Source organism: Nocardioides sp. NPDC000445 (genome assembly GCF_040300245.1).
Taxonomy (GTDB): Bacteria; Actinomycetota; Actinomycetes; order Propionibacteriales; family Nocardioidaceae; genus Nocardioides.
Window position 1 is genome coordinate 1 of sequence record NZ_JBEPDH010000037.1, and the last position, 24,511, is coordinate 24,511.

General features: G+C 70.0%; 25 protein-coding genes. 8 read left to right on the plus strand and 17 right to left on the minus strand.

Features of this window, described 5'->3' with window-relative positions; all coding sequences use genetic code 11:
* A partial coding sequence (locus ABT304_RS29950) for an HNH endonuclease (RefSeq protein WP_350720985.1) occupies positions 1-1,374 on the minus strand: 1,374 nt, incomplete at its 3' end.
* Positions 1,375-1,817: 443 nt separating this feature from the next.
* Here ABT304_RS29950 and ABT304_RS29955 point away from each other — a divergent pair.
* Positions 1,818-2,150: a type II toxin-antitoxin system PemK/MazF family toxin gene (locus tag ABT304_RS29955; RefSeq protein WP_350720987.1), complete on the plus strand. Its 333-nt coding sequence runs from the start codon at positions 1,818-1,820 to the stop codon at positions 2,148-2,150.
* 23 nt (positions 2,151-2,173) lie between these two features.
* On the opposite strand, the gene ABT304_RS29960 is transcribed toward ABT304_RS29955, so the two are convergent.
* Entirely contained in the window at positions 2,174-2,668 is a 495-nt protein-coding gene (locus ABT304_RS29960) for a hypothetical protein (RefSeq protein ID WP_160021906.1), read from the minus strand.
* Between the two features lie 97 nt (positions 2,669-2,765).
* Here ABT304_RS29960 and ABT304_RS29965 point away from each other — a divergent pair, with 97 nt between their 5' ends.
* From ABT304_RS29965 to ABT304_RS29980, 4 genes are read left to right on the plus strand one after another with little or no spacing between them, the layout of a single operon-like run.
* Positions 2,766-5,051, plus strand: a complete 2,286-nt coding sequence (locus ABT304_RS29965) for an HAD-IB family hydrolase (RefSeq protein ID WP_350720989.1) — start codon at positions 2,766-2,768, stop codon at positions 5,049-5,051.
* Positions 5,052-5,062: 11 nt separating this feature from the next.
* Positions 5,063-6,253, plus strand: a complete 1,191-nt coding sequence (locus ABT304_RS29970) for a zinc-dependent alcohol dehydrogenase (protein WP_350720990.1) — start codon at positions 5,063-5,065, stop codon at positions 6,251-6,253.
* A gap of 16 nt (positions 6,254-6,269) precedes the next feature.
* Entirely contained in the window at positions 6,270-7,850 is a 1,581-nt protein-coding gene (gene larAH / locus ABT304_RS29975; protein WP_350720992.1) for an NPN-dependent hydroxyacid isomerase, LarAH14/15/16 family, read from the plus strand.
* Positions 7,847-8,779: a lysophospholipid acyltransferase family protein gene (locus ABT304_RS29980; RefSeq protein WP_350720994.1), complete on the plus strand. Its 933-nt coding sequence runs from the start codon at positions 7,847-7,849 to the stop codon at positions 8,777-8,779. The genes larAH and ABT304_RS29980 overlap by 4 nt, the downstream gene beginning before the upstream one ends.
* Before the next feature lie 17 nt (positions 8,780-8,796).
* On the opposite strand, the gene ABT304_RS29985 is transcribed toward ABT304_RS29980, so the two are convergent.
* A complete protein-coding gene (locus ABT304_RS29985; RefSeq protein WP_350720996.1) occupies positions 8,797-9,882 on the minus strand; it encodes a baeRF2 domain-containing protein in 1,086 nt (361 codons plus the stop codon).
* 43 nt (positions 9,883-9,925) lie between these two features.
* Entirely contained in the window at positions 9,926-10,360 is a 435-nt protein-coding gene (locus ABT304_RS29990; protein ID WP_350720998.1) for a hypothetical protein, read from the minus strand.
* 150 nt (positions 10,361-10,510) lie between these two features.
* Here ABT304_RS29990 and ABT304_RS29995 point away from each other — a divergent pair, with 150 nt between their 5' ends.
* The gene (locus ABT304_RS29995) at positions 10,511-10,894 is read left to right on the plus strand and encodes a hypothetical protein (RefSeq protein WP_350720999.1); all 384 of its coding nucleotides are present in this window, start codon (positions 10,511-10,513) and stop codon (positions 10,892-10,894) included.
* 7 nt (positions 10,895-10,901) lie between these two features.
* On the plus strand, positions 10,902-11,774 hold the full coding sequence (locus ABT304_RS30000) for a serine/threonine-protein kinase (protein WP_350721001.1): 873 nt from the start codon (positions 10,902-10,904) through the stop codon (positions 11,772-11,774).
* A 70-nt stretch (positions 11,775-11,844) separates the two neighbouring features.
* Here the strand turns inward: ABT304_RS30000 and ABT304_RS30005 are convergent, their stop codons facing one another.
* From ABT304_RS30005 to ABT304_RS30015, 3 genes are read right to left on the minus strand one after another with little or no spacing between them, the layout of a single operon-like run.
* The gene (locus ABT304_RS30005) at positions 11,845-12,510 is read right to left on the minus strand and encodes a response regulator transcription factor (protein WP_350721002.1); all 666 of its coding nucleotides are present in this window, start codon (positions 12,508-12,510) and stop codon (positions 11,845-11,847) included.
* On the minus strand, positions 12,495-13,952 hold the full coding sequence (locus ABT304_RS30010; RefSeq protein WP_350721004.1) for a sensor histidine kinase: 1,458 nt from the start codon (positions 13,950-13,952) through the stop codon (positions 12,495-12,497). Before ABT304_RS30010 ends, ABT304_RS30005 begins: the two co-directional genes overlap by 16 nt.
* Positions 13,921-14,187: a small secreted hydrophilic protein gene (locus ABT304_RS30015; RefSeq protein ID WP_160021932.1), complete on the minus strand. Its 267-nt coding sequence runs from the start codon at positions 14,185-14,187 to the stop codon at positions 13,921-13,923. The genes ABT304_RS30010 and ABT304_RS30015 overlap by 32 nt, the downstream gene beginning before the upstream one ends.
* Before the next feature lie 104 nt (positions 14,188-14,291).
* On the opposite strand from ABT304_RS30015, the gene ABT304_RS30020 reads away from it, so the two are divergent.
* On the plus strand, positions 14,292-15,833 hold the full coding sequence (locus ABT304_RS30020; protein ID WP_350721006.1) for an AMP-binding protein: 1,542 nt from the start codon (positions 14,292-14,294) through the stop codon (positions 15,831-15,833).
* A 118-nt stretch (positions 15,834-15,951) separates the two neighbouring features.
* Here the strand turns inward: ABT304_RS30020 and ABT304_RS30025 are convergent, their stop codons facing one another.
* The 10 genes from ABT304_RS30025 to ABT304_RS30070 form a co-directional block, all read right to left on the minus strand.
* On the minus strand, positions 15,952-16,446 hold the full coding sequence (locus ABT304_RS30025) for a Sec-independent protein translocase subunit TatA/TatB (RefSeq protein WP_350721008.1): 495 nt from the start codon (positions 16,444-16,446) through the stop codon (positions 15,952-15,954).
* The gene (gene tatC, locus ABT304_RS30030) at positions 16,427-17,188 is read right to left on the minus strand and encodes a twin-arginine translocase subunit TatC (RefSeq protein WP_350721010.1); all 762 of its coding nucleotides are present in this window, start codon (positions 17,186-17,188) and stop codon (positions 16,427-16,429) included. Before tatC ends, ABT304_RS30025 begins: the two co-directional genes overlap by 20 nt.
* Positions 17,185-17,379 carry a Sec-independent protein translocase subunit TatA/TatB gene (locus ABT304_RS30035; RefSeq protein WP_350721012.1) on the minus strand — a complete coding sequence of 65 codons (195 nt, stop codon included), beginning with the start codon at positions 17,377-17,379 and terminating at the stop codon, positions 17,185-17,187. The genes tatC and ABT304_RS30035 overlap by 4 nt, the downstream gene beginning before the upstream one ends.
* A gap of 27 nt (positions 17,380-17,406) precedes the next feature.
* On the minus strand, positions 17,407-18,378 hold the full coding sequence (locus tag ABT304_RS30040; protein WP_350721014.1) for an intradiol ring-cleavage dioxygenase: 972 nt from the start codon (positions 18,376-18,378) through the stop codon (positions 17,407-17,409).
* A gap of 103 nt (positions 18,379-18,481) precedes the next feature.
* Positions 18,482-18,730 (minus strand): zinc-ribbon domain-containing protein, encoded by a 249-nt coding sequence (locus ABT304_RS30045; RefSeq protein WP_160021941.1) that lies wholly within the window; start codon positions 18,728-18,730, stop codon positions 18,482-18,484.
* 21 nt (positions 18,731-18,751) lie between these two features.
* Positions 18,752-20,395, minus strand: a complete 1,644-nt coding sequence (locus tag ABT304_RS30050; protein ID WP_350721016.1) for an amidohydrolase — start codon at positions 20,393-20,395, stop codon at positions 18,752-18,754.
* Entirely contained in the window at positions 20,395-21,228 is an 834-nt protein-coding gene (locus ABT304_RS30055; RefSeq protein WP_160021945.1) for an ABC transporter permease, read from the minus strand. The genes ABT304_RS30050 and ABT304_RS30055 overlap by 1 nt, the downstream gene beginning before the upstream one ends.
* Positions 21,225-22,157 (minus strand): ABC transporter permease, encoded by a 933-nt coding sequence (locus tag ABT304_RS30060; RefSeq protein WP_350721017.1) that lies wholly within the window; start codon positions 22,155-22,157, stop codon positions 21,225-21,227. Before ABT304_RS30060 ends, ABT304_RS30055 begins: the two co-directional genes overlap by 4 nt.
* Positions 22,150-23,358 (minus strand): polyamine ABC transporter substrate-binding protein, encoded by a 1,209-nt coding sequence (locus tag ABT304_RS30065; protein WP_350721019.1) that lies wholly within the window; start codon positions 23,356-23,358, stop codon positions 22,150-22,152. The genes ABT304_RS30060 and ABT304_RS30065 overlap by 8 nt, the downstream gene beginning before the upstream one ends.
* Positions 23,355-24,497 carry an ABC transporter ATP-binding protein gene (locus tag ABT304_RS30070; protein ID WP_350721021.1) on the minus strand — a complete coding sequence of 381 codons (1,143 nt, stop codon included), beginning with the start codon at positions 24,495-24,497 and terminating at the stop codon, positions 23,355-23,357. The genes ABT304_RS30065 and ABT304_RS30070 overlap by 4 nt, the downstream gene beginning before the upstream one ends.
* Between the last annotated feature and the right edge of the window lie 14 nt (positions 24,498-24,511).

Below are 24,511 nucleotides of genomic sequence, written 5' to 3' on the forward strand. Positions count from 1 at the left end.
CCGCGCGCTCACGCAGCTCCCGGGGGTACTTACTCGGACGTGCCATGACTTCATCCTCCAACTAATGAAGTCTCCGGACATCCCGGGGCGGTTCAGAGTGAGGAGTACGTCGCGCAGCCTGAGCTCCGCTGGCGACAGCCGTGGTGGGTCTGGTGCCCAAGTGTCGGGTGGTGGGCTGGTGTAGGTGTGCCCGGTGGGTGTGATGGTGATGATGCTGCCGTCGGGTCCTGGTCTGGCCTGCCAGCCGAGCGCTTCCTTGGCCTGGTTGCACCTCTCACACAGCCCTTGCAGGTTCTGGGATCTCGTTTCGCCGCCGTCGGCGTGGCGTTGGACGTGGTCGATGTTGCGGATCGGGGCATCACAGCCGTTGGTCCGGCAGATCCCACCGTCGCGGGTGGCGATGAACTCGGCCAGCCCCTCGGGGGCTTTCCTGGAGCGGGACTCCATCGCCACCAGCCGGCCGACCCGGTCGGTGAACAGTCGCCGCACGAACACCTCGGCACCGTTGAGTGCGTCGCGGGCCCAGGCGGCGGGGACGGGCCCGTAGCCCTCGACCATGGCCGGCTGATCGGCGTCGCCGGTGAGGGAGTCGGCGGTCATCACGATCTTGACCTCGATCCGAGGCTTCGCGCCGGTGGTGCTGCGGCCGGTGATCCGGTCGACCAGGGTGTCGGCCATGACCTGACCCCTAGTGCGCTCATCACCCGCAGCCGCAGCAGCCTTCGCGGCCTGGTCGAGGGCGGCGAAGACGGCGACGCCGTCCTTGACTGGCAACAGGGCGCCGAGCCAGGTCATCGTGTCGGGTGCCGGCCGCAGGCTGACGCGGCGGTCCTTCTCCGCGTTCGCGGCCCGGGCGACGACGGATTCCTGGTCGAGGGTGATGGCGAGCTTCTTGGCGGCGTTCTCGAGCTGCCGCAGCCCCATCGACACCGCCCGAGCAGGTTCCCCGTCCGGCCCGGTGGCGCAGAGTTCGGAGTCGATGACTCGACGGTCCTCCACCGACAAGCAGGCGGTTTCGCGGGCCAGGATGGTGGCCTGCCATTGGGAGAACAGCCCCGCCTTCATCAGCGCGAAGGTGTGCGGCATCTCGCTGATCAGAACCTTCGCGAGCCCGAGGAGTTTGGCGCCTTTCTCCGGCGAGACCCGCCGCGCCAACGCAACCTGCGAAGCCACGCCCTCACCGAGCTTCCGGGCAGGCACCCCGGCCTCGGCCTGGCGTGCCCGGACGGTCTCGTCGAGGCGTACCGCTGCTTCGGCTTGGACGGCCTCGGCGGTGCACTTGATCTCTTCGAGGCGCGTGATCCAGTCGACCAGCTCAGCCTCGGACGCCCCAGGAGGCGGCCCGACGAGGAGGCGGTCGATGGTCTCGTACATAGGCCGTATTATATGCGAACGCGTGCCATAGAGCGACCTATTTAAGCAGGTCAAACCCATGTTACGCGGTCAGTGAACAAGCATCGTGAACTCCGCGCCACTCTCTCGCCGCCGCCCCGATACAGGCGAAATCTTTCTCGATCGGGTGCCGGGTCAAGGATGGCCGAAGGCCACCGCGCAGCGGCGCCCGAAGGGCGTCCTTGACGCGGCGCCCGATCGAGAAACACTCAAAGACCGGGTCGGCGGCGAACCCCGAAACGACGAACAGTCCTCAACCGAGGTTTCCCGCGGAAGAACCGTGTTGGTCTCGACACGCCTCCGCCTAGCGGCTCCGGCGGCTCGACCAGCGGGAGGGGCGGCTCGACCAGCGGACCAGCCGCCACGAATCAGCAGATAAGGTCAAGCTGAGACCCGCGGCATGCCGTCGTACGTCAGGAGGACATGTGCAACGTGGCGAAGTCTGGTGGGTGGAGTTCGACGAGCGACGCCCGGTGGTGCTGCTGTCGGACGAGGACGGGTCCGGGATCCAGGTGATGCAGGTCGTCGATCCGGCGGGTGTCGACATCACCGGTCTGGCCGTCGAAGTGGCAGTAGGCGCCACGGAAGGACTGCCCCGTGAAGGCGTGCTCCGGTTCGCGCTCCCGCGCCCGGGTGTCACCCCGTGCACATGGCTGACGACGTTGTCCCGCGACGACCTGATCGAGCGAGCAGGGGCGCTGTCCTCTGCGAAGCTCGACGAGCTCGACGACGCCCTCCGTCTCGGTGGCCTCGGGTAGACGGCGGTTCTCGACCAGCGGAGTCAGTCCGCAACCATCTCGACGAGCCGCCCCATCGCACCGAGCTCAGCATCGTGAACCCCTTCATCAGGAACGATGACGAGCGACCACAGCCGACTCCCGACAGCAACGTTGCCGACCACGAGATCCCCGTCATCGTGCGACTCGATGCACACGAACGCCCGGTCCCCGATCTCGACCGGCGCCGGAGAGGCGATGCAGTCCTCCCGGCTGGCGGAGAGCCCAGCGGAGACGGAGGTGTCGACCAGGGTCGTCACGAAGATCGCGCCCCGGTCGCTGGTGTAGGTGCAGACGTCCTCGTCGGCGGTATGCGACCAGGAGCCGGGGATGGCGCTGGCGACCTGACCGGGCTCGAAGAGGCAGGGCCCGGAGGCTTCGACGGGGGAGGAGGTCGAGGGACTCGGGCCAGGACTGCTGGTGGTGGGTTCCCCAGAACCGCAGCCGGTGAGAGCGGTCGCCGAGAGGACGGCTGCGACGCTCAGCAGCTTCCTCGACACGTACGGCTCCTCGGGTTTCGGGGGTTCCACGCAGTTTCTCAGGTCGAGCCCGGAAAAGGAGTCACGGGGGTTGCCTCGACCGGGCACAATCGCATCCGTGACCTCTGACCTGGCGCAGGGAAACCATGATCGCGACGACACTCGGGCCTCCATTCAGGAACGGCTCGCGGGGCAGCATGTGCTGCTCACGGGAGTGACCGGGTTTGTCGGCGAGGCGCTGCTGCATCTGATGCTGACCGAGGTGCCGGACGTACGTCTCAGCGTCCTGGTCCGGCGCAAGGGGTCGACGTCGGGGGCGGACCGGATCGCGAAGATGCTGACCAAGCCGATCTTCGCGTCCGTCTCGGACGCGGAGGTGAACGTCGTCGAGGGCGATCTCTCCGCACCGCCGGCGCTACCGGACGATCTCGACGCCGTGGTGCACTCCGCGGGCGATGTCTCCTTCGACCCGCCGGTCGACGAAGGGTTCGTCACCAACGTCGTCGGCGTCCGCGAGCTGCTCAAGCGGGTCGAGGAGACCGGGCGCGACATCCACTATCTGCACGTCTCGACGGCCTATGTGTCCGGGCGGCGAAGGGGCCACATCCCCGAGGGGCCGGTCGACCACGCCGTCGACGTGGACGCCGAGCTCGCCTGGGGGCTGGCGCAGCGGGCGGCCGTCGAGGAGCGCTCGCGCAGCGTCGAGGTGATCTCCAGGCTGCGCAAGCAGGCCGAGCGGGAGCACGGTCGTGCCGGGATGATGACCGCCGCCGCTGCCGCCGAGGAGGCGCGCAAGAAGTGGGTCAAGGACGAGCTCGTACGCCTCGGCACCGAGCGGGCGCGGTCGCTGGGCTGGACCGACGCCTACACGTTCACCAAGGCGCTCGGCGAGCGGGTGGTCGAAGCCCATGCCGCGGCCGGGCACCGGGCCACGATCTACCGCCCGGCGATCATCGAGTCGGCCGTCTCCCGCCCGCATCCGGGCTGGATCGAGGGCTTCAAGATGGCCGAGCCGCTGATCCTCGCCTACGGGCGTGGCGAGCTGCCGCTCTTCCCGGCGGCCGCGGACACCCCGGTCGACATCGTGCCGGTCGACCACGTCGTCGCCTCGATCGTGGCGTGCCTGGCGCACCCGCCCGAGCCCGGCGACCCGGCCTACTTCCACCTCGCCTCCGGCGACCGCAACCCGGTGACCTTCGGGATGCTCTACGAGACCGTGCGGGCCTACTTCTCCAAGGAGCCGTTCGCGGCGGGGGACCGTGGCGCGGCCCGGCTGCCGGAGTGGACGTTCCCCGGAGGCGCCTCGGTCGAGCGGATGATGGTGACCGGGGAGCGGGTGCACAAGATCGCCGACCGGCTGCTCGGGCTGGCCCCGCGCAGCGACCGCACCCGCAGCTGGGCGCGCGACCTCGACCGGCAGGGCCGGCGGCTGCAGTTCCTGCGACGCTACCTGGACCTCTACAAGGAGTACGCCCAGGCCGACCTCCGCTTCGTCGACACCAACACGCTCGCGCTCTACCGGTCGCTGTCGCCGGCCGACCAGGAGACCTTCGCCTTCGACACCGGCGTGATCGACTGGCACGAATACCTCTACGACATCCACGTGCCGTCGGTGACCAAGCCGGTCCGTGAGCTCGACGAGCTGCGCAAGCTGCGGAAGAGGCCGGACTCCGGCCGGCTGCCGCAGCTCAGGGACGGGCGGGTCGCAGCCTTCTTCGACCTCGACGGCACCCTGATGTCCTCCAACGTGATCGAGACCTACCTGTGGCTGCGGCTCGGTGAGCTCTCCGGCACCCAGAAGGCAGCCGAGATCGCCCGGATGGCGAGCAAGGTGCCCGGCTACGTGTGGGCGGACCGCACCGAGCGCGGCACGCTGCTGCGTACGGTCTACAAGGAGTACGCCGGTGCCCGGCTCTCCGAGCTCGACCAGATCGTCGACGAGCACCTGACCACGCACATCCTCGGGCGGCTGGCCCCGGACGCGGTCCGGCGGATCCGGGAGCACCGGGCGGCGGGACACGTGACGGTGCTGGTCACCGGCGCGATCCGGCCGCTGACCCGGCCGCTGATGCCGCTCTTCGACCACATCGAGGCCGCCGACCTGGCCGTCGACGACCGGGGGTTCTGCACCGGCCACCTGGCCGCGTCGCCGCTGGTCGGGGAGTCGCGAGGGGCGTTCGTCCGCGAGTGGTCGCGCCGCGAGGGCATCTCGCCGTCCGACTGCTTCGCCTACGCCGACTCCCACTCCGACCTCCCGCTGCTCGCGGCGGTGGGGCACCCGGTGGCGGTCCGGCCCGACGTACCTCTCTTCCGCCACGCCAAGAAGTCGCACTGGTCGATCGTCGACTGGGAGTCGCCGGGCCACGCGAGCAGGACGCTCGACCCGGCCGGGCTGCACCGATGAGGAGGGCCTGAATGCTCGCGCTCGAGATGTACCGCAGCGTCGCCAAGACGGCGCTGGGGAAGGTCGCCGGCGGGCGGATGCCGCTGCTGCTGACCGGGGCCGCGGCGCCGCTGCGGATGGTGACGCTCGATCCGCCGAGGGTCGAGCACGACGGATGGGCGCGGCTGCGGGTCTCGCTGTCCGGCATCTGCGGCTCCGACCTGGGGATGCTGTCGGGCAGGACGAGCCTCTACTTCCAGCCGCTGGTGAGCCTGCCGTTCGTGCCCGGCCACGAGATCGTGGGCGAGCTGCTCGACCCCTGCGGTGACCTGGCGGCCGGGACCCGCGTGGTCGTCGATCCGGTCCTGACCTGCGCCGCGCGCGGGCTGGAGGCGTGCGAGGCGTGTGCGCGGGGCGAGACCAACCGGTGCTCCCGGATCACCGTCGGCGACATCTCCTCAGGGCTGCAGACCGGGTTCTGCCACGACACCGGTGGCGGCTGGTCGCAGCAGCTCTCGGTGCACCGCTCGCAGCTCCACGTGGTGCCCGACGGCTACTCCGACGAGCAGGCGCTGCTCGCCGAGCCGGTCGCCTGCGCGGTCCACACGGCGCGAAGGGCCGCGGTCAAGCCCGGCGACCGGGTGCTCGTCTCGGGCGCCGGTGCCGTCGGGCTGCTGGCCACGCTGGCCCTGCGCGAGCTCACCGACGCCGGCGAGATCCTGGTCGTCGCCAAGCACGCTCATCAGCGCGAGCTGGCGCTCGAGTTCGGCGCCACCGAGGTCGTCGCACCGTCGGAGACGCTGCGCAGGATCAGGCGCGCGACCAGCGCGTTCATGCTCGAGCCCGAGATGCTCTCCTCGCCCTACCTGCTCGGCGGCGTGGACGTGACCGTCGATGCGGTCGGCTCGAAGGAGTCGCTGCAGACCTGCCTGCACGCCACCCGCGCGGGTGGACGCGTGGTGCTCTCCGGGATGCCCGCCTCCGCCGACCTGTCCGCGGCCTGGTTCCGGGAGCTCGAGGTGGTCGGGACGTACGCCTCCTCGCGCGGCTCCGGCGACTTCGCCACCGCCCTCGACCTGGTCGGCCACGACGCCATGTGCCGGCTGGCCAAGACCGTCGCGCCCTACCCGCTCCACCGTTGGCGCGAGGCCCTCGACCATGCCCATTCAGCCGGTCGGCTCGGCACCGTCAAGGTGGCGTTCGACCCCAGACGTACGTCTTGAAGAAGGAGAGTCATCGATGACACGGCCAGGTTTCGTGCTGGAGGTCGACGACCGTACGCCGCCCCTGCTCGTCCACGAGGGGCTCGGGTTCCGGCTGGAGGAGTTCCCGCAGGGCACCCGGGTGGTCTACCCGCCCGAGTCGCTGCCGACGGTGCCGGACGTCGAAGCGGCGATCCGCGAGTCGCTGGAGAACCCGGTCGACTCCGAGCCGCTGCGGGAGCTGATGTTCCCGGGGATGCGGCTGACGATCGCCTTCGACGATCTCTCCCTGCCGCTGCCGACCATGAAGGCGCCCGACATCCGGGGCAGGATCATCGAGCAGGTGCTCACGATCGCGGCCGAGAAGGGCGTCGACGACGTCGAGATCATCGCCGCGCTGGCCCTGCACCGCCGGATGACCGACGCGGAGATGAAGCACATCGTCGGCGAGCGCGTCTTCCGGAGCTTCGCGCCGCAGGGGCTGCTCTACAACCACGACGCCGAGGACCGCGCCAACCTCGAGCACATGGGCGTCACCGAGAAGGGCGAGGACGTCGAGATCAACAAGCGGGCGGCCACCTCCGACCTGCTGATCTACGTCAACGTCAACCTCGTCGCGATGGACGGCGGCCACAAGTCGGTCGGCATCGGGCTGGCGTCCTACAAGTCGATCAAGCACCACCACAACGCCAAGACCATGGTCCACTCACGCAGCTTCATGGACCACAAGCACTCCGAGATGCACTCCTCGGCCTGGCGGATGGGCCGGCTGATCGGCGAGCACGTCAAGGTCTTCCAGATCGAGACGACGCTCGACAACGAGGTGTTCGGGAAGCCGTACGACACCCTGCTCAAGCGCGAGTGGGAGTGGTCGCTGCGCGACCAGGCCACCGTGCTCGGCCTGCGCCGCGGGCTGGCGGTCGCGCCGCAGAAGATGCGCCACAAGATGTTCCACGACCTGCGGTCCAACTACGGTCTGACCGGGATCACCGCCGGCGCCGTCGAGCCGGTGCACGAGCTGACCGTGCAGCGCGTCCACCAGCAGCAGCGGGTCAAGGTCGAGGGGCAGTCGGACGTGATGGTGATGGGGGTGCCCTATCTGGGCCCCTACAACGTCAACTCGACCATGAACCCGATCCTCGCCGCCTGCATGGGGCTGGGCTACTACTTCAACTCCTACCTGCGGCAGCCGGTCGTGCGCGAGGGTGGCGTGGCGATCCTCTACCACCCGCTCGACGAGGGCTTCAACACGCTCACCCACCCCTCCTACGTCGACTTCTACGAGGAGGTGCTGGCCGACACCACCGACCCGGCGCTGATCGGGCCGAAGTTCGAGGAGCAGTTCGCCACGGACCCTTGGTACGTCCACCTCTACCGCACCTCGAACGCCTACCACGGCGTCCACCCGTTCTACATGTGGTACTGGATCGCGCACGCCCTCGACCACCTCGGCGACGTCATCTGGGTCGGCGGCAACCCCAAGGCCGCGGCGCGGATGGGCTTCCGCTCGGCATCCACCCTGCGCGATGCGCTCGAGATGGCGAGCTCGACCGTCGGCCCGTCGCCGTCGATCACCTACCTGCGCAACCCTCCCCACCTGCTGGCGGACGTCCGATGAGCGGATTCTGGAAGGAGACGGTGCGCGACGTACGCCTCATGAAGCGGGGCTGGCGATGGGGTCACCGGGCGCAGGTGCCGCGGTCGGCGGAGCCGTTCGTACCACCGGCGACGACGACGGTCTTCGACAACGAGTGGTCGCGCAAGCCGGCCGCGCGGGCGGTCAGAGAGGTCGCCCAGGCCGGGCTCGAGGCGGTCTTCCGGTCGCAGGTGAAGACCCAGGTCGAGGGGCTGGACGTGCTCGAGAGGCTCGACGGGCCGGTGATCTTCGTGGCCAACCACGCCTCGCACCTGGACACCCCGCTGATCCTGCTGAGCCTTCCGGACCGGTGGCGGCGGCGTACGGCGGTGGCGGCCGCGGCCGACTACTTCTTCGACACCTGGTGGCGGGCGGTGGGCTCCTCGCTGGTCTTCAACACGCTGCCGATCGACCGTCGCGGGGGCGCGCTCGCGAACGCGCCCGGTGAGGTGCTCGCCGACGGCTGGTCGCTGGTCGTCTTCCCCGAGGGCACCCGGTCCAAGGACGGCACCGTCGGCCGGTTCCGGTCCGGCGCCGCCTACCTGGCCATCGAGTACGGCGTCCCCGTCGTCCCGATCGCCCACCGCGGCACCTACGCGGCGATGCCGCGCGGGGTGAACTGGCCCGGCAAGGACAAGGCCGGGGGCCGTCGCCAGCTGACCGTACGCTTCGGGGAGCCGCTCCGCCCCACCGAAGGCGAGTCGATCCGCGAGTTCGCGCCCCGGATCCGGACGGCGGTGGCGAGGCTGCTGGATGAGGACGCCACCGACTGGTACGCCTCGATGCGCCGCGCCGCCGAGGAGCGCACGCCCGACCCCGCCGGCGAGGAGATCGCCGAGTGGCGCAAGGTCTGGGCGGCCACGGAGTCACCCGACCCCGAGCCGGACCGGATCAGGGCCTGGCGCCGCTGACGCTCAGGCCCAGCTACTCAGGCCCAGCGCAGCAGCGCGGCGACGGGTGCGTCGCCGAGCACGCTGGCGGGCAGGACGCACACCTCGGCGTCGGTGAGGACGGCGGCGGCGGCGACGAGCGCCTCGCCGGCCGGGACCGGACCGGAGACCGGGGCCTCGCCGAAGGTGAGGCCGGGATGGTCCGCCGGGTCGAGGGTGTGCCCGGCCAGTGCGCCGGGGTCGATCAAGAGCATCTCGACACGGCCGGTGACGAAGGCATCGGCGACGTCGCGTACGCCGGTGGCCGCGCGCTCGCCCCGGCCCCAGGCCTCCTCGAGCCGCCGGACCAGCTCGGTGCGGCGGCGTACGACCTGGTCCAGCAGCGCGGTGCGGATCGCCTCGTCGCGAGCGTGGTCGCCGCCGTCCTCGGCGCGCTGACCGCTCGCCAGCTCGACCACCTCGGCGGGAAGGCCGGCCAGATCCTCACGGAGCCTGCCGACCGTGGTCGGGTCGCCGCCGATGAGCACGAGCTCGTGGCCGTGGTCGCGGACCAGTCTGGTCACCTCCTCGGCGACCTTGTCGGCGTTGTGCCGCCAGACGTTGTCGGTGGTCTGCTGCATGCGGAAGGCCGCCCAGCCGACGTTGTCGTGGACCTTGTGGACGTGCTCGAGCTCGTCGCCCACCACGGTGGTCGTGCTCGTGGGCTGCGGCAGTCCGGAGTCCCACAGCGAGATGTCGCCGCCGGTGTGGTCGGCCAGGACCAGCACGAACGGCATCGAGGCCTCGCGCGCGGCGATCCAGGAGCCGAGGTCGGGGAGCGCGTCCCAGGTCGCGACCGGGTCCGGGACCTCAGCCACGGCGATCTCGTCGTAGGCGATCCCCTCCGGCGTCGCGACGACGACCCGTGCGAGCGGGGCCGGCTGGCGTACGTTCGCCTCGAGCCGGTCGGAGACCTGGGCGACGACGCCCGGGGGAGCCCCCTGGGCGGAGAGCTTCTCGCAGGCGGCTCGCACCCTGAGCTCCTTGGCATGGGCCGCGTCCTCCGAGTTCTGGCTGACATCGGCCAGCACGGTGGCGTACGGCCCCGGACGGGTCAACAGGTTGGTGAATCCAGCGGTGTCCATACCGGTGTGGTACCCACCGACGGCTGACGTCACACGGGCAGGATCAGCCTGCCGCGCAGGTGACCTCGGTGACGTGCCACTCCTCGTCCTTGCCCTCGCCGGAGCGGGTGACCACGAAGGTGAACACGGATCTGCCGCCGTCGGGGGTCAGCTCCACCGTGGCGCCGGTCTCGGTGAGGTCGGTGGAGGTGATGCGTACCTTCTCCAGGTGACCGCGCGCGTCAGCCGTCTTCTCCGTGGGCGGGGTCTGGACGGAGGGACAGGCCCGCGCCCACTGCGCCACCAGCTCCGGCTTCGCCTCGACCGTGGTCCAGCTCGTGGTCCGCGCGAACCGGCTGGCGGCCGTCTCGGACTGCTCGGTGGCGTGCTCGCGGAAGCGCGAGCGCGAGTAGCCGTAGCCGGCCACCGAGATCAGCACCCCGACCAACAGCAGCACACCGACCTTGATCGCGATCTCGCGCCGCTCGCTGCTCTGCACGGGACGTTCCTATCACCACCGGCCCCAGGACCCGAACCGGCTCGCGGATGAGAGAGCTCTCATGGTCGTCTCACGATCACCTCACCGCGGGTCGAGATGGTTCTTGCATGGCGCCGGGAACACCCGGGGCAGAACCTGAAGGGACGAATGATGAAGAAGCTTCCGATGATCCTCGGGACCGGCCTGGTCGGCGTGGTCGCGGCCGCTGTGTTCAGCTACCAGAGCGCTGCCGCTGTCGATGACGACGGCTATGCCAAGCGTGAGGAGAAGTCCAACACCCAGGTGACCACCGTCGACGATGACGACGACAACGACGCCGACGACGTCACCCGCGACGCCGCCGGCAACGACACCGCGACCAACGGCACCGGTGTGACCCGGGCGACCAAGGACAACACCCGGGACAACAACACCCGGGACAACAACACCCGCGACAACGTCACCCGCGACGTCCAGACCAAGGACGACAACACCAAGGACAACACGCGGGACAACACGCGCGACAACAACACCAACGACCGGACCCAGGGCTGAGTCGAAGATGACCGACACCTGGGGCCTGGTCCAGGGTGACGCGATCACCCCCGAGCTGACCGCGATGCGGCTGCTCGGGGGCGGCTCGTCGTACGAGGCCTTCCTGGCCTTCGACGAGATCACCTACGGGCCGGTGGTCGCGAAGGTCCTGCGACCGAACCTGATCGAGAGCGAGACCAGCCGCAACGCGCTGCGGCGCGAGACCGACGCACTGACGCAGCTGCGTCATCCGGTCCTCGTCCGAGGGCTGCGCGAGGACCTCGACGGCGAGCGCCCGTACGTCGTCATGGAGCACGTCGAGGGTCCCCGGCTCTCGACGCTGATCCGCCGCCACGGGCGCCTCCCGGAGCAGCAGTATCTGCCGCTGGCGCTCGACCTCGCCTCGGCGCTGCACTATCTGCGGCGCTCCGGCTGGGTGCACCTCGACATCAAGCCGAGCAACCTGATCATGGGCTCGCCGGCCCGGCTGATCGACCTCTCCGTTGCCCGGCCGACCGCCGCGGCCGCCGCGCTGCGCCACGAGATCGGCACCGACGCCTACATGGCGCCCGAGCAGTGCCTGCCCGGCGAGCGCGGCGAGGTCGGCCCCGCCAGCGACGTGTGGGCCCTGGGCGCAACGCTCTTCCACGCCGTCACCGGCGAGCGGCCCTTCCCTGCCGGCGACCCGGAGGCCGCGGACCGCACCGAGCGCTACCCGCAGCTCGTCTCCGGACCCGGCGACCTCCCCAGACGTACGCCGCCCGAGATCGTCAAGATCATCGAGGCGTGCCTCGCCCCGGAAGCCGGCGACCGGCCGGCCCCCGCGGAGATCGCCGAGACCGTCTCGCCCGCGCTGGAGCGGCTCCCGCGAGCCTCGCTGGGCGGCCTGCGGATCCACTGACCCTTCTCGATATCCCCTGCGGCTGAGGGCCCGGCGCTTGCCGGGTCCTCAGCCGTTCCCGGCACCGAGCTCAGGGCTGGAAGCGGTAGCCCATGCCACGTACGGTCTCGACCCGGGACGTGCCCAGCTTCTTGCGCAGGTAGCCGACGTAGACGTCGACGACGTTGGAGCCGGGGTCGAAGTCCATGCCCCAGGCCAGGTCGAGCAGCTGCGCCCGGGAGAGGACCTGCCCCGGATGCCGCAGCAGCACCTCCGCCAGTGCGAACTCCCGCGCGGAGAGGTCGGTCTCGCGCCCGTCGACCCGCAGCCGCCGGGTACGCAGGTCCAGCGCCACCGAGCCGGAGCGGAGCTCGCCGACCTCGGCGTCGGTGTTGTCCTGCTGGCGCAGGCGTACGTTGATCCGGGCCCGCAGCTCGGCGAAGCGGAACGGCTTGGCGAGGTAGTCGTCGGCGCCGCCCTCGAGCGCGGAGACGGTGTCGTGCACCGAGTCGCGGGCGGTCAGCACGACCACCGGCATCCGGGAGCCCTGGGCGCGGAGCTGGTCGAGGACCTCGAAGCCGTCGATGGTCGGCAGACCGATGTCGAGCACCATCAGGTCGAAGGCGCCGCTGAGCGCCTCCTCGAGTCCCTCCAGCCCGTCGGCGACGGTGCTGACCTGGTGGCCGTCGGCGCTCAGGCCTTTGGCGAGGAAGGCCGCGATGCGGTCCTCGTCCTCGACGATCAGGATGCGGGCCATGCCTCTCCTTCGGTGCGTGCGGGCAGGGTGATCGTGAAGCGGGCGCCGGAGGGTGTCGCGTCCTCGACGCCCACGGTGCCGCCGTGGGCGGTGGCGATGGCGGAGACGATGGCGAGGCCGAGCCCGAGTCCGGGCCTGTCCCCGGAGCCGGTCTCGGCGCCGCGCGCGAACCGCTCGAAGATCCGGTCCCGGTCCTCGGCGGGTACGCCCGGTCCGGTGTCGCGCACCCACAGCCGCAGGGTGCCGTCGACGGTCGCCGAGCCGACCGCGATCCGGTCGCCGGGCGAGGTGTGCCCGGCGGCGTTGTCGCACAGCTGCAGCATCGCCTGGGTGACTCGCTGCGGGTCCAGACGCCAGGTGCCGGGAGTGGCCGCGTCGAGGTGCCAGTCGCGGTCGGCCAGCGCGCTGGCCTTGGCCAGGATGTCCTCGGTGAGGGTGTCGACATCGACCTCCTCCAGGGTGAGGAAGTCGGGCCGGTCGTGCTTGGCCAGCAGAATCAGGTCGCCGACCAGACGGCTCATCCGGTCGATCTCGTCGAGCGCCAGCCGCCGGGTCTGCTCGACCTCGGCCGGGTCGGACTCGTCGAGGAGCTCGAGGTGGCCGCCGATGATCGTCAGCGGCGTACGCAGCTCGTGGCCGGCGTCGTCGAGGAACTGGCGCTGGTCGGAGAACGCCTGTTCCAGGCGGGCCAGCATGCCGTTGAAGTTCCTGGTCAGGGCCGAGATGTCGTCGTTGCCCGACTCGGGCAGCCGGGCGGAGAGGTCGGTGGCGTCGACCGCCCCGGTCGCCTGCCGGAGCCTGGTCAGCGGGGCCAGCAGCCGCCCGGACTGCCAGGCCGCGACCACGGTGACGAGCAGGGCGAGGAGGGCGGCCACGATCGTGTAGGTCCGCATGGTGCTGCGCAGCTCGGCACGGTCCTCGTCGAGGTAGGAGACGACCAGCAGGGCGCCCTCCGTGGTGCCCTGGGCGTTGTCCTGCCGCACCGGTTGGCTGGTGATGCGTACGTCGCCGTCCGCGGTGTCGAGATAGGTCGTCCCGCCGTCGCGGACCACGTCGCGTACGGCGCTGCGGAACCGTGGCGACTCGACCAGCGGGTCCTCGGGGAAGTGCGCACGCGGCCGGCCGTCGACCCAGGCGACGAGGAGCTCGTCGTCGTCGGGCACGTTGCGGCTCAGGAACGTCCGCAGCAGGCCCTCCACGTCGTACGGCGCCCTGGTCTCGGGGTCGATGCCCTCGGTGCGCAGCCTGGAGAACTCGTCGAGCTCCTGCTCCATCTCGCGCGTGGTCGCGGCGTCGACCCGGCTGAGCTCGACGGCGTAGACGATGAGACCGGCGCCGGCCAGGGCGAGGGTGACCAGGAGGGCCACCGAGGCAGTGATCCGGGTGCGTACGGACAGCCCCCGGCGTGGGTCAGTCGTCGTCATGTCGGTCGTCGCGGTCATCGTCGTCATCATCATCGTCGACGGGACCAGGAGTGACGACCGGGACACTCGAAGGATCCGTGCTCGGAGACGATCCCGTGCTCGGCGCGGACGGCGAGACCGACTGCGAAGGCAGTACGACGGGCTCCCGCGGCGGCGGGTCGTTCTCGGAGGCTCCGGCCAAGGAGCCGGCCAGATAGACGCCGACCGCCACGAGGACGACCAGCGGGAGAAGGATCTTCAGGGTGCGCGACATGACCCTCCGATAGTGCCTGACGACCTGTCCGAAGTGGGGGTCCATGAGAGACCTCTCATCGATACAGTGATCCGGGTCACCACTTGCACCTGGAGGTAACGCCCGTGTTCGTCCCGTTCAGCGTCAACGACTTCATCGACCGTGCCGCATCCGTCTACGGCGAGCGGGTGGGCATCGTCGACGAGCCCGACCAGCCGGCGGCCTCGCTCGGGGAGGTGACGTACGCCGAGATGAAGTCGCTCGCGAAGCGGATGGCCGCGAGGCTCGACGAGCTCGGCATCGGGGTGGGGGAGCGGGTCGCGATCGTCTCCCACAACTCGGCGCGACTGCTGACCGCGTTCTACGGCGTCTCCGGCTACGGCCGCATCCTGGTGCCCGTCAACTTCCGCCTCCGCCCCGACGAGGTCTCCTACATCGTGGAGCAGTCCGGCGCCTCGGTGCTCTGGGTCGACCCCGAGGTCGACGAGGCGCTGAAGGACGTGACCGCGAAGCATCGGTTCGTGCTCGGCGACGACGCCAACCTCTACGCCGAGGAGGGGGTCGAGCCGACGCCGTGGGAGCCGGACGAGAACGCGACCGCGGCGATCAACTACACCTCCGGCACCACCGCCCGGCCCAAGGGCGTGCAGATCACCCACCGCAACATCTGGACCAACGCGCTGACGTTCGGGCTCCACGCCGGGCTGAGCGATCGGGACGTCTACCTGCACACGCTGCCGATGTTCCACGCCAACGGCTGGGGGATGCCGTTCGCGGCGACGGGCCTCGGCATCAAGCACATCGTGCTGCGCAAGGTCGACGGGATGGAGATCCTGCGCCGCGTACGCGACCACGGAGTCACCTACCTGTGCGCCGCGCCCGCGGTGGCGGCCGCCGTGCTCGACGCGCTCCCGCAGTGGCAGGCCACCGAAGGCGAGATCCCCGGGCGGGACAAGGTCCGGATCATCATGGCCGGCGCTCCGCCGCCCACGAAGACGGTCGTCCGCGTCCAGGAGGAGCTCGGCTGGGAGTTCATCCAGATCTACGGCCTCACCGAGACCTCGCCGCTGCTGACCATCAACCGCACCCGGGCCGAGTGGGACGACCTCGACCCGATGGAGCGTGCCGCGAAGCTGACCCGCGCCGGCGCGCCGGCGATCGGGGTGAGCCTCGACATCTCGCCCGACAAGGAGGTCCTGGCCCGCTCCAACGTCGTGCTCGAGGGCTACTGGGAGAAGCCGGAGGAGACCGAGAAGGCTCTCGCCGACGGCTGGTTCCACACCGGCGACGGCGGCAGCCTCGGCGACGACGGCTACCTCACCATCTCCGACCGCATCAAGGACGTGATCATCACCGGCGGCGAGAACGTCAGCTCCGCCGAGGTGGAGGACGTGCTCTTCCTGCACCCCTCGGTCGCCGAGGTGGCCGTCATCGGCATCCCGAGCGAGAAGTGGGGCGAGACCATCCTCGCCCTCGTCGTCCTCGCCGAGGGCGCCCAGGCGACCCAGGAGGAGCTGATCGCCTGGTGCAAGGAGCGAGCCGCCGGCTACAAGGCGCCGACGGTCGTCGAGTTCCGCGACTCCCTGGCGCGTACGGCCACCGGGAAGCTGCAGAAGTTCAAGCTCCGCGAGCCCTACTGGGGCGACCGCGACCGCAAAGTGAACTAACCCGTCGACTCGGCGCGAATGTCCCGCTAAATCGGCCCGAGTCGGCGCGTCTGTCCCGCGAGAGTGGGACAAACGCGCCGACTCGGCGGCTTGGGGCGGGACACTTGCGCCGACTCGGCTAGGGGGTGGAGGTTTCGAGGAGGCGGTTGACCTCGGCCAGGAGGAGCTCGGTCTCGTCGTCGGCTGCCGCGGGCGGGACGTGGGCGGCGAGGCGGCGGGGGTCGTCCTCGGGCAGCGAGGAGATCAGGACGCGGCGGGGGTGGGCGGAGCCGCCGGTGACGACGTACTTCTGCCCGGGACGTACGCGGCCGGCTTCTGCCTCCAGATCGGCAGCTGCATCGGCCGGTGATTCCACCGCGGTCGCGGGCGTCTCCGTGAGGGCGGTGCGGACGATGCGGCGCGGGTCGTACCGGCGTACGTCCAGGGCTTCCAGCTCCTTGCGTGAGATCCCGATCTCGGTCTCCGCCCGGGATCGGTAGGCGTCGATGAAGCTCCGGAAGGACCGGATCAGCTCGGCGAGGTGGTGGGTGTAGAGCGGGAGTCGCTGGGGGCCGATCACAAGCCCGGCGACGATCGCGACGAGGAACAGCTTCTCAAAGCTCAGTCCGAACACGGCGTGCCTTCCTGCGGTCGTGGACATGGGTGATGAGGACGGCGGCGGCGAACAGAGCCGCCATCGGGGCGGCGACGAGGAACATCGACAGGACGTCGGCGGCCGGTGTCACCAGCGCGCTGAACAGGACGATGACGACCACGATGGCGCGCCAGCCGCGTCGCAGGGTCTGCGAGGAGAGCAGGCCGAGCAGGTTGAGCACGACCACGAAGACGGGCAGCACGAAGGCCACGCCGATGGCGAGGACCATCTTCATCACGAAGTCGACGTAGTAGCCGGCGTTGAGGATCGAGCTGTCCTCGGTCGAGGAGAATCCGGCGAGCATCTCGACCATGTGCGGGAAGAGCAGGAAGCCGAACGCGCAGCCACCGGCGAACAGCGGGATCGCGGCCGCCAGGAACCCGGCGGTGTATCTGCGCTCCCGGTGGGTGAGCCCCGGGGTGACGAACGCGAAGAGCTCGGCCAGCCAGACCGGGCTGGAACCGATCACCCCGGCGAAGAGGGCGATCTTGAGCTTGAGGTCGAAGGCACCGGTGACGGTGTCGTAGTTGAGGCTGGCATCCTGCGACTGGGCGATCTGCTCCACGGGTGCCCGCAGGATCTCCAGGATCTGGTCGGAGAGCCAGAAGCCGACGGCGACGCCGACGAGGAGGGCCACCGCCGCCCGGATCCCACGCCTGCTCGCCTCGCGCAGGTGGCCCGCGACCGGCATGGTTCCCTGTGCGACGGTGGCCGTGGTCATGACGCCCTGCGGTCAGCCACGGCCTCGACCGTGGCGGGCTGCGGGTCGGCGGCGTCGTGGGTCTCGTCCTTGAGGATGCGTACGGACTGACCGACGCTGCGGGCGAGGGCCGGCAGCTTCGCCGAGCCGAAGACGAGCAGGATGATGGCGAGGATGACGAGGGCGTGCCAGCCCGTGAGGTTCTGCAACATGATGGGTTCTCCTTGATGGTCTGAGGGTCACTCGGTCGGGGGCTCGGGCGGGGTGCCGCCCTCGCCTCCACCCGGGGCGCCGCCGCCCATGGAGGCCTCGGTGGTGGTGTCGACGGCGACGGCGAGCGAGCCCTTGTAGCCGGCGCTGGGGCTCCCGGTGAACGTGCCCATCTCCAGGTCGTAGCCGTCGCTGAAGACGTTGTCGGTGTCGAGGCTGACCTTCGCGAGGTTGTCGGCCGACCCCTCGTAGGCGTCGTCCTGGTAGACCTTGTTCAGCATCTTCTCCGGGAAGGCGACCTGCGAGGTCGCGATCGCGTTCTCGCCGGTCGTGGCCGAGTCGGCGTCGGGGTAGACCTCGAAGTGCATGTGCGTCCAGCGGCCGTCGTAGCAGCCCGGGACGATCGTCTTGAACGTCACCTGGCCCTTGGCGTCGGCGACCTGGACCCCGCGGAGGTACGTCTCGTCCTCGACGCCTTCGGAGTACATCGAGTAGAGGCCCTTGGCGTCGCACTGCCACAGGTAGACCGCGACCCCCTCGAAGGGCACGTCGTCGTTGGCCATGTCGGTCACGGTGAAGGTGAACGTGAGCGGGACACCGTCGACGGTGGTGCCGCCGTCGAGGCTGGAGGTGATGTCGCTGCGTACGATCCCGGACTCGGTCAGCACGTTGGTGCCGTTGGTGCCGTCGGCCGGGTAGGGGCCGTTGGTCTCCTGCGGGATCTCGCCGTCGGCGGTCGTGGAGGTGGTGGCGGCGGAGCCGCCCGTGGAGGTGCTCGAGGAGCCGGACGAGCTCGATCCGGACGAGCTCGCCCCACAGGCGGCCAGGGCGGCCGCTCCGACCCCGACCCCGACGAGCCCGAGGACCCGGCGGCGGGTCAGCAGCGTCGAGATGTCGAAGCCGGCGCCCTGGTCGACCACCTCCTCCTCCGGGCGGGCCAGCAGGCGGCCCTCATAGGCCGGGCCTTCAGGGGTGTTCTCGGGTTCGGGTACGCGGCTCATCTGGTTCTCCTTGACGTCGGTCCTGGTGCGTTGACCTGACTCTGACGTCCGGATCCGTGAGGACCTCCTGCCCCGGCTGTGGGGTTCCTGTGAAAGCCGAGGATCAGCCGAGGCTCGGACGCGGGGCGGACTGGAGCTGGTCCGCCTGCTCCTTGGACAGCTTCGAGGCGTAGCCGCAGTAGGTGCAGTCCATCCGGCGCGACTTGCTCACCGGGAAGAGCGGGATGAAGAAGAGCGTGAACTTGTTGACGACCTCGAACAGGCGATGGGCTGCCTGCTGGCGGCAGTGTGGGCAGACCAGCGAGAGCGTGGCCAGCAGTCGCGTGTAGGTCTTGAGCCCGAAGATGATCATGCCGACGAGTCTTGCACGCGGTCAGCGCCGATGGACCTCGCGACCGTTTGCGTACGTGTGGGTGACCCGGGTCCGGGCGAGGACGGTCGTGTCCTCGCCGAGGATGTCGTGGTCGACGACCACCAGGTCGGCCGCGTACCCGGTCTCGATCCGGCCCGTGGACCCTTCGAGTCGGTTCAGGTAGGCGGTGCCGGTGGTGTAGCCGGCGAGTGCCTCGGCGACCGGCAGCGCCTCCTCGGGCAGCAGCGGAGTGGCGTCGGTGGGCTGGTCGGGGGAGCGGCGGTTGACCGCCACGTGCATGCCGAGCAGCGGCGCCGGGTCGGAGACCGGCCAGTCGCTGCCGCACGCGATCCGGGCACCCGTACGCAGCAGCGACCCGAACACATACTGCTGACCCCGTGCCGCCGGTGACAGGAACGGCAGGGTCAGCACCTCCACCGCCTCGTCCAGGCAGGCCCACAGCGGCTGGATGTTGGCGGTGACCTCGAGCGCGGCGAACCGAGGGACGTCGGATGCCGCGACGACCTGGACGTGGGCCAGATGGTGCCGCAGCCCGGTGGCCCCGTTGGTCGCCCGCGCGTGCTCGATCGCGTCCAGGCTGTCGCGGACCGCCCGGTCCCCGAGCGCGTGGATGTGTGCCTGGAACCCGTTGGCGTCCAGCGCCGCGACGTACGTCGCCAGAGCGTCGGCCGGGATGAAGGAGAGCCCGCGATTGTCGGTGAGATCACCGTGGGAGTCGAGGTAGGGGTCGAGCATGGCGGCCGTGTGGGTCTCGCAGACGCCGTCCTGCATCAGCTTCACGCTGGCCGCGTCCAGCCCCGCCTGTGCGGCACGAGCGCGGCGCGAGATCAGCTCGGGCAGCTGCTCCAGGCCGCGGTCGCGGTCCCACCACTGGGCGAGGACGACCTTCGGGGTGAGCGCGCCGGACTCGTTGGCGGCGATGTAGGTCGGCAGCGAGTCGGGCATGCCGAGCCCGTCGCCGACCAGCGCGTCCTGCCAGCCCACGATGCCGACGGAGTGGAGATGGCGCTGTGCGGTGAGCAGCGCCTCGGTCAGGTCGCGCGAGGTCGGGGCGGTGACCAGCGAGCCGACCAGCGCCATCGCACCCTCGTGCAGCGCACCGGTGGGCCGGCCGGCGGAGTCGCGCTCGATGCGCCCGTCGGCGGGATCAGGCGTGCCGGCATCGATGCCGGCGATCTCGAGCGCGCGGCTGTTCACCCAGGCGGAGTGGTGGTCGCGGTTGGGCAGGAAGACCGGCCGGTCGGGAAGCAGGCGATCCAGAGGCGACGCGGTCGGCACGCCTCCCGGGAAGGAGTCCATCGACCAGCCACCGCCGGTGACCCAGGTGCGTCCCGGGTTGGCCGCGGCGTAGGAGCCGATGGCGTCCAGGTAGCCCTCGAGGGTCGAGAGACTGGTCAGGTCGCACTGGTTCATCTCCAGCCCGGCCTGGATCGGGTGCACATGGGAGTCGTGGAAGGCGGGCAGGACCCACCGGCCGTCGAGCTCCTCGACCACCGTCTCGGGGCCGGCCAGAGCGTCGAGCTCCTTGCCGATGACCGCGATCCGGCCGTCGCGCACGGCCAGCGAAACTTCCTCCCAGCGGCCCTCGCGCAGCACGCGGCCGCCTCGCAGCAGCAGGTCCGCTGCGAGGGTGTCAGAGCCCATCAGTTGACGGCCATGGTGTCGGTGACCGAGGAGCCCGAGCGCTTGAGCACGAGCGCCACCAGGCCGAGGACCAGGAGCGTGAAGACCAGCAGGATCGTGGAGACCGCGGCGATCTCGGGCTTGAGACCGGAGCGGACCGAGGAGAGCACGTAGACCGGCCACGAGGTCGTGCCGGAGACGTTGATGAACGAGGAGATCACCGTGTTGTCGAGGCTCAGCGTGAAAGCCAGCAGCCCACCGGCGAGCACGGCCGGTCCGACGAGAGGGATCGTGACCTTGAAGAACGTCGCCACTGGCCGCGCATACAGGTCCGCCGAGGCCTCCTCCAGCGACGCGTCCAGCCCGACCAGGCGGGCCCGGACGATGTAGGTGACGACCGCGGTCGCGAAGAGCGAGTGGCCGACCACGAGGCGTACGTAGCCGTTGTTGAACGGCAGCAGCGACCAGTCCTGCCCGAGCGTCACGAACCAGGGGAGCAGCGCGATGCCGTCGACGATCTCGGGCGTCACCGAGACGAGCAGCAACAGCAGCGTGAACGGGCCCGCCCAGCGGCCCGGGAACCGGGCCATCGCCATCCCGGCCAGGGTGCCGAGCACGCTCGCCAGGAGGGCGGCGACGACGGCGGTCTGCAGGGAGACGGCGACGGTGTGGCGTACGGTCGGGCGCTCGATGATCGCCGTGAACGGCTCCAGGCTGAAGCCGTCCCAGGCGGTGAGCAGTCGGCCGCCGTTGAAGGAGTAGATGCCGATCACGATGATCGGGGCGAAGAGGAAGAGGAAGACCAGGGTCGTCCACGCGCCGAGCGCGAGATTGGTGCCGGAGGGCCTGCTCATGCCGTCACCACCTCCTTGGTGTGCAGCCTCGTGTCCGGAGGCGGGACGGTTCCGATGACCAGCTTGCTGCGCCTGTGCAGGAGCCATCCCACGGCCCACATCAGCGTGATGGCCAGGACGACGATGAGCATGGTGAGCAGGATGAGGACGACCGCCATGGCCGAGCCCAGCGCCCAGTTCTGCGCGGTCAGGAACTGGCTGGCGATCAGGGACCCGACCATCGTGCCCTTCGCGCCGCCGAGGACCGCCGGAGTGACGTAGTCGCCCATCATCGGGATGAAGACCAGGACGATGCCGGCGATGATTCCGGGCCGCGCCAACGGCAGGGTGACCTGGAAGAACGTCCGCACCCGGTCGGCGCCGAGATCCTTGGACGCCTCACCGAGGGCGTTGTCGACGCGGTCGAAGGCGACGTACATCGGCAGGATCATCAGCGGCAGATAGTTGTAGATCAGACCCAGCAGCACCGCACCGCGCGTGTTGAGCAGGTCGTGCGGGTCGGCGACCAGGCCGACGTCGGTCAGGAACCCGGCCAGGGCTCCCTCCGAGGACAGGATCACCTTCCAGCCGATCGTCCGGATCAGGAAGGAGGTCCAGTAGGGGACCATCACCAGGGCGACCAGCAGCCCGCGGCGGTGTGCGGGGACCTTCACCGCCATGAAGTACGCAGCGGGCAACGCGATCAGCAGGCAGGCGACCGTGCCCAGGACGCTCATCCACAGCGTCGCCCGGAAGATCGTGAAGAAGGTCGGGCTGAACGCCTCGGCGTAGCGGTCCAGCGACATCACCGCGTTGCTGTGGGTGCCGAACATCCCGGGCTTCTCGCCGAAGCTGAACCAGGCGATCTGCAGGAACGGCACCACGAAGAAGACCGTCAGCCACAGCCACGCCGGGACGGCGAGGACGAACCCGGGGAGCCTGCTACGCACTGGCGGCGGCCTTCAGCTTGTCGTAGACCTCCGTACGCCGGTCCTGAGCCTCGTTGACGGCACCGTTCTTCATGGTCGCGAGCTGCTCGTCGGTGAAGAAGATCATCTCGGGCAGCTCGACCTTGCGCTCCTTGGCCATCTCCTCGATGCCGAGCGCGCCGGTGTTGTAGCCGATGTAGTCCATCTCCAGGAACGAGTTCTCCGGCTCCAGCACGTAGTCGAGGAACGCGTGCGCGGCCTCGGGGTGGGGCGCGCCGGTCGGGATGCACCAGTTGTCCATCCACAGCTCGGTCGTCGGGCCGGGCAGGACCCACTTCCAGCGGTCGGGCTGCTTGTGCTCGAGGATCCCGAGGCGGGAGTCGCCGTTCCAGTTCTGCATCAGCGCGAAGGTGTTCTGCTGCATCGCGCCGGTGGCCGGGTAGGAGTCGAAGCCGGCGATGTGCGGCGCCCACTTCTCGACCGCCTCGGCCTCGTAGGCGTCGTAGTCGGCCATGTCCTCGGTGTTCCAGTCGATGTCGTTGGCCCAGAAGTAGAGGCCGGAGACACCTTGCGGGTCGTCGAGCAGCGAGGTCTTGCCCGAGGCCTCGTTCTGCATCGCGTCGATGAAGTCGTTCCACGTCGCCAGGTCGCGCTTGATCACGGTGGTGTCGTAGACGAACCCGGTGGTCCCCCAGCACTTGCACACCGAGTACTCGTTCTCCGGGTCCCAGTCCTGGCCGAGGAACTTCGGGTCGACCTTGGCCATGTTGGGGATCAGGTCCTTGTTGAGCGGGACGATGATCTCGTTCTCGATCAGCTGCGGGATGTAGACCCCGGTCGGCACGACGATGTCGTAGCCGCTGGTGCCCTCGGCCGCGACCAGCTTCGAGATCAGCTCCTCGTTGGAGCCGTAGGAGTCGAGCGTCACCTTCGGGCCGGTCTTGCTGAAGGCGTCGATCACCTCGGGGGAGTCGTAGTCACCCCAGGTGTAGATCGACAGCGACTTCTCGACCGGCCCACCGGTCGCGCCGCCGCCGGGCTCGACGGCGCTGGACGCCCCGCCACCGCCGTCCGAGCCGCATGCGCTCAGCGCGACGCCGGCACCGGCGAGAGCGGCCAGGCTCAGGAAGTGGCGCCGCGAGAGCTCCTGGCGGATCGCTCGCGCGCCGGCATGGCTGGCCAGGATCCGTACGTTGCCGTTCTTGTTGACAGGCTTGTTCACTGTGGGCTCCTAGCGGTGGACGGGGCGAGCGGGGTGTCGAGGGGGAAGAGACGTACGTCCTCGGCGGCCCAGCCGCAGAGGACCGGGTCGCCGGGGGAGAGCCGGGCGGCGCCGTGGGTGGGGCGGCGGATCAGCAGGCTGACCTCGTCGGTGACCTTGACGAGGTACTGGATCACCTCGCCGAGCGGGGAGACCTGGAGGACCTCGCCGGTGACGGAGTTGCGGCCCTCGGTCACGGTCCCGGACTCGGCGCGCGGCTCGATCGAGATCATCTCGGGGCGGATCGCTGCCTGGTGGGCCTCGCCGGGCTTCCCGTCGGGCTTGGCGGGACCCTCGACGACCACGAAGGGGGTCTCGACGGTGGTGCCGTCGGCGCTGACCTCGCCGTGCAGGAAGTTCTGCTGGCCGACGAAGCCGGCGACGTACGCGCTGGCGGGCTGGTTGTACACGGTCTCGGCGTCGGCGAGCTGCTCGATCCGCCCGGCGCGCATGATCGCGATCCGGTCGCTCATCGCGAGCGCCTCGTGCTGGTCGTGGGTGACGAAGACGAAAGTGATCCCGAGGCGGGACTGGAGGAGCTTGAGCTCGAGCTGCATCTCCTCGCGCAGCTGGCGGTCCAGGGCGCCCAGCGGCTCGTCGAGGAGGAGGACGCCGGGGCGGTTGACCAGCGCCCGGGCGAGCGCCACCCGCTGCTGCTGGCCGCCGGAGAGCTGGGCCGGGCCGCGGTCGGCGAAGTCGAGCATCCGCACCATCCGCAGCGCCTCGACGACCCGTTCGCGGATCTCGGCCCTGGGTGTCTTGCGCTGCTGCAGGCCGTAGGCGACGTTCTCCGCGACGGACTTGTGCGGGAACAGCGCGTACGCCTGGAAGACCGTGTTCACGTCGCGCTGGTAGGGCGCGAGCCTGACCACGTCCTTACCGCCGATGACGATGCTGCCCGAGTCGGGCTTCTCGAACCCGGCGATCATGCGTAGCGTCGTGGTCTTGCCGCAGCCCGAAGGACCGAGCAGCGAGATGAACTCGCCGGCCCGGATCTCCAGGTCCAGGCCGTCGACCGCCGTGGCCTGGCCATAGGTCTTGGTCAGGCCGGTGATGGTTACCGAGCCGGAGGTCTGGTCCGGGGTAGCTGTCGTGGTCATCGCTGCTCCAGTCG

Excerpts from the sequence above, each read along its gene's own strand:
- larAH (WP_350720992.1), top strand. The coding sequence starts at position 6,270 with ATGACACGGCCAGGTTTCGTGCTGGAGGTCGACGACCGTACGCCGCCC.
- ABT304_RS30005 (WP_350721002.1), bottom strand. The coding sequence starts at position 12,510 with ATGGCCCGCATCCTGATCGTCGAGGACGAGGACCGCATCGCGGCCTTC.
- ABT304_RS29995 (WP_350720999.1), top strand. The coding sequence starts at position 10,511 with ATGAAGAAGCTTCCGATGATCCTCGGGACCGGCCTGGTCGGCGTGGTC.
- ABT304_RS29980 (WP_350720994.1), top strand. The coding sequence starts at position 7,847 with ATGAGCGGATTCTGGAAGGAGACGGTGCGCGACGTACGCCTCATGAAG.
- ABT304_RS30050 (WP_350721016.1), bottom strand. The coding sequence starts at position 20,395 with ATGGGCTCTGACACCCTCGCAGCGGACCTGCTGCTGCGAGGCGGCCGC.
- ABT304_RS30045 (WP_160021941.1), bottom strand. The coding sequence starts at position 18,730 with ATGATCATCTTCGGGCTCAAGACCTACACGCGACTGCTGGCCACGCTC.
- ABT304_RS30070 (WP_350721021.1), bottom strand. The coding sequence starts at position 24,497 with ATGACCACGACAGCTACCCCGGACCAGACCTCCGGCTCGGTAACCATC.
- ABT304_RS30000 (WP_350721001.1), top strand. The coding sequence starts at position 10,902 with ATGACCGACACCTGGGGCCTGGTCCAGGGTGACGCGATCACCCCCGAG.
- ABT304_RS30035 (WP_350721012.1), bottom strand. The coding sequence starts at position 17,379 with ATGTTGCAGAACCTCACGGGCTGGCACGCCCTCGTCATCCTCGCCATC.
- ABT304_RS29985 (WP_350720996.1), bottom strand. The coding sequence starts at position 9,882 with ATGGACACCGCTGGATTCACCAACCTGTTGACCCGTCCGGGGCCGTAC.
- ABT304_RS30010 (WP_350721004.1), bottom strand. The coding sequence starts at position 13,952 with ATGACCGCGACGACCGACATGACGACGACTGACCCACGCCGGGGGCTG.
- ABT304_RS29970 (WP_350720990.1), top strand. The coding sequence starts at position 5,063 with ATGCTCGCGCTCGAGATGTACCGCAGCGTCGCCAAGACGGCGCTGGGG.
- ABT304_RS30040 (WP_350721014.1), bottom strand. The coding sequence starts at position 18,378 with ATGAGCCGCGTACCCGAACCCGAGAACACCCCTGAAGGCCCGGCCTAT.
- ABT304_RS30055 (WP_160021945.1), bottom strand. The coding sequence starts at position 21,228 with ATGAGCAGGCCCTCCGGCACCAATCTCGCGCTCGGCGCGTGGACGACC.
- tatC (WP_350721010.1), bottom strand. The coding sequence starts at position 17,188 with ATGACCACGGCCACCGTCGCACAGGGAACCATGCCGGTCGCGGGCCAC.
- ABT304_RS30015 (WP_160021932.1), bottom strand. The coding sequence starts at position 14,187 with ATGTCGCGCACCCTGAAGATCCTTCTCCCGCTGGTCGTCCTCGTGGCG.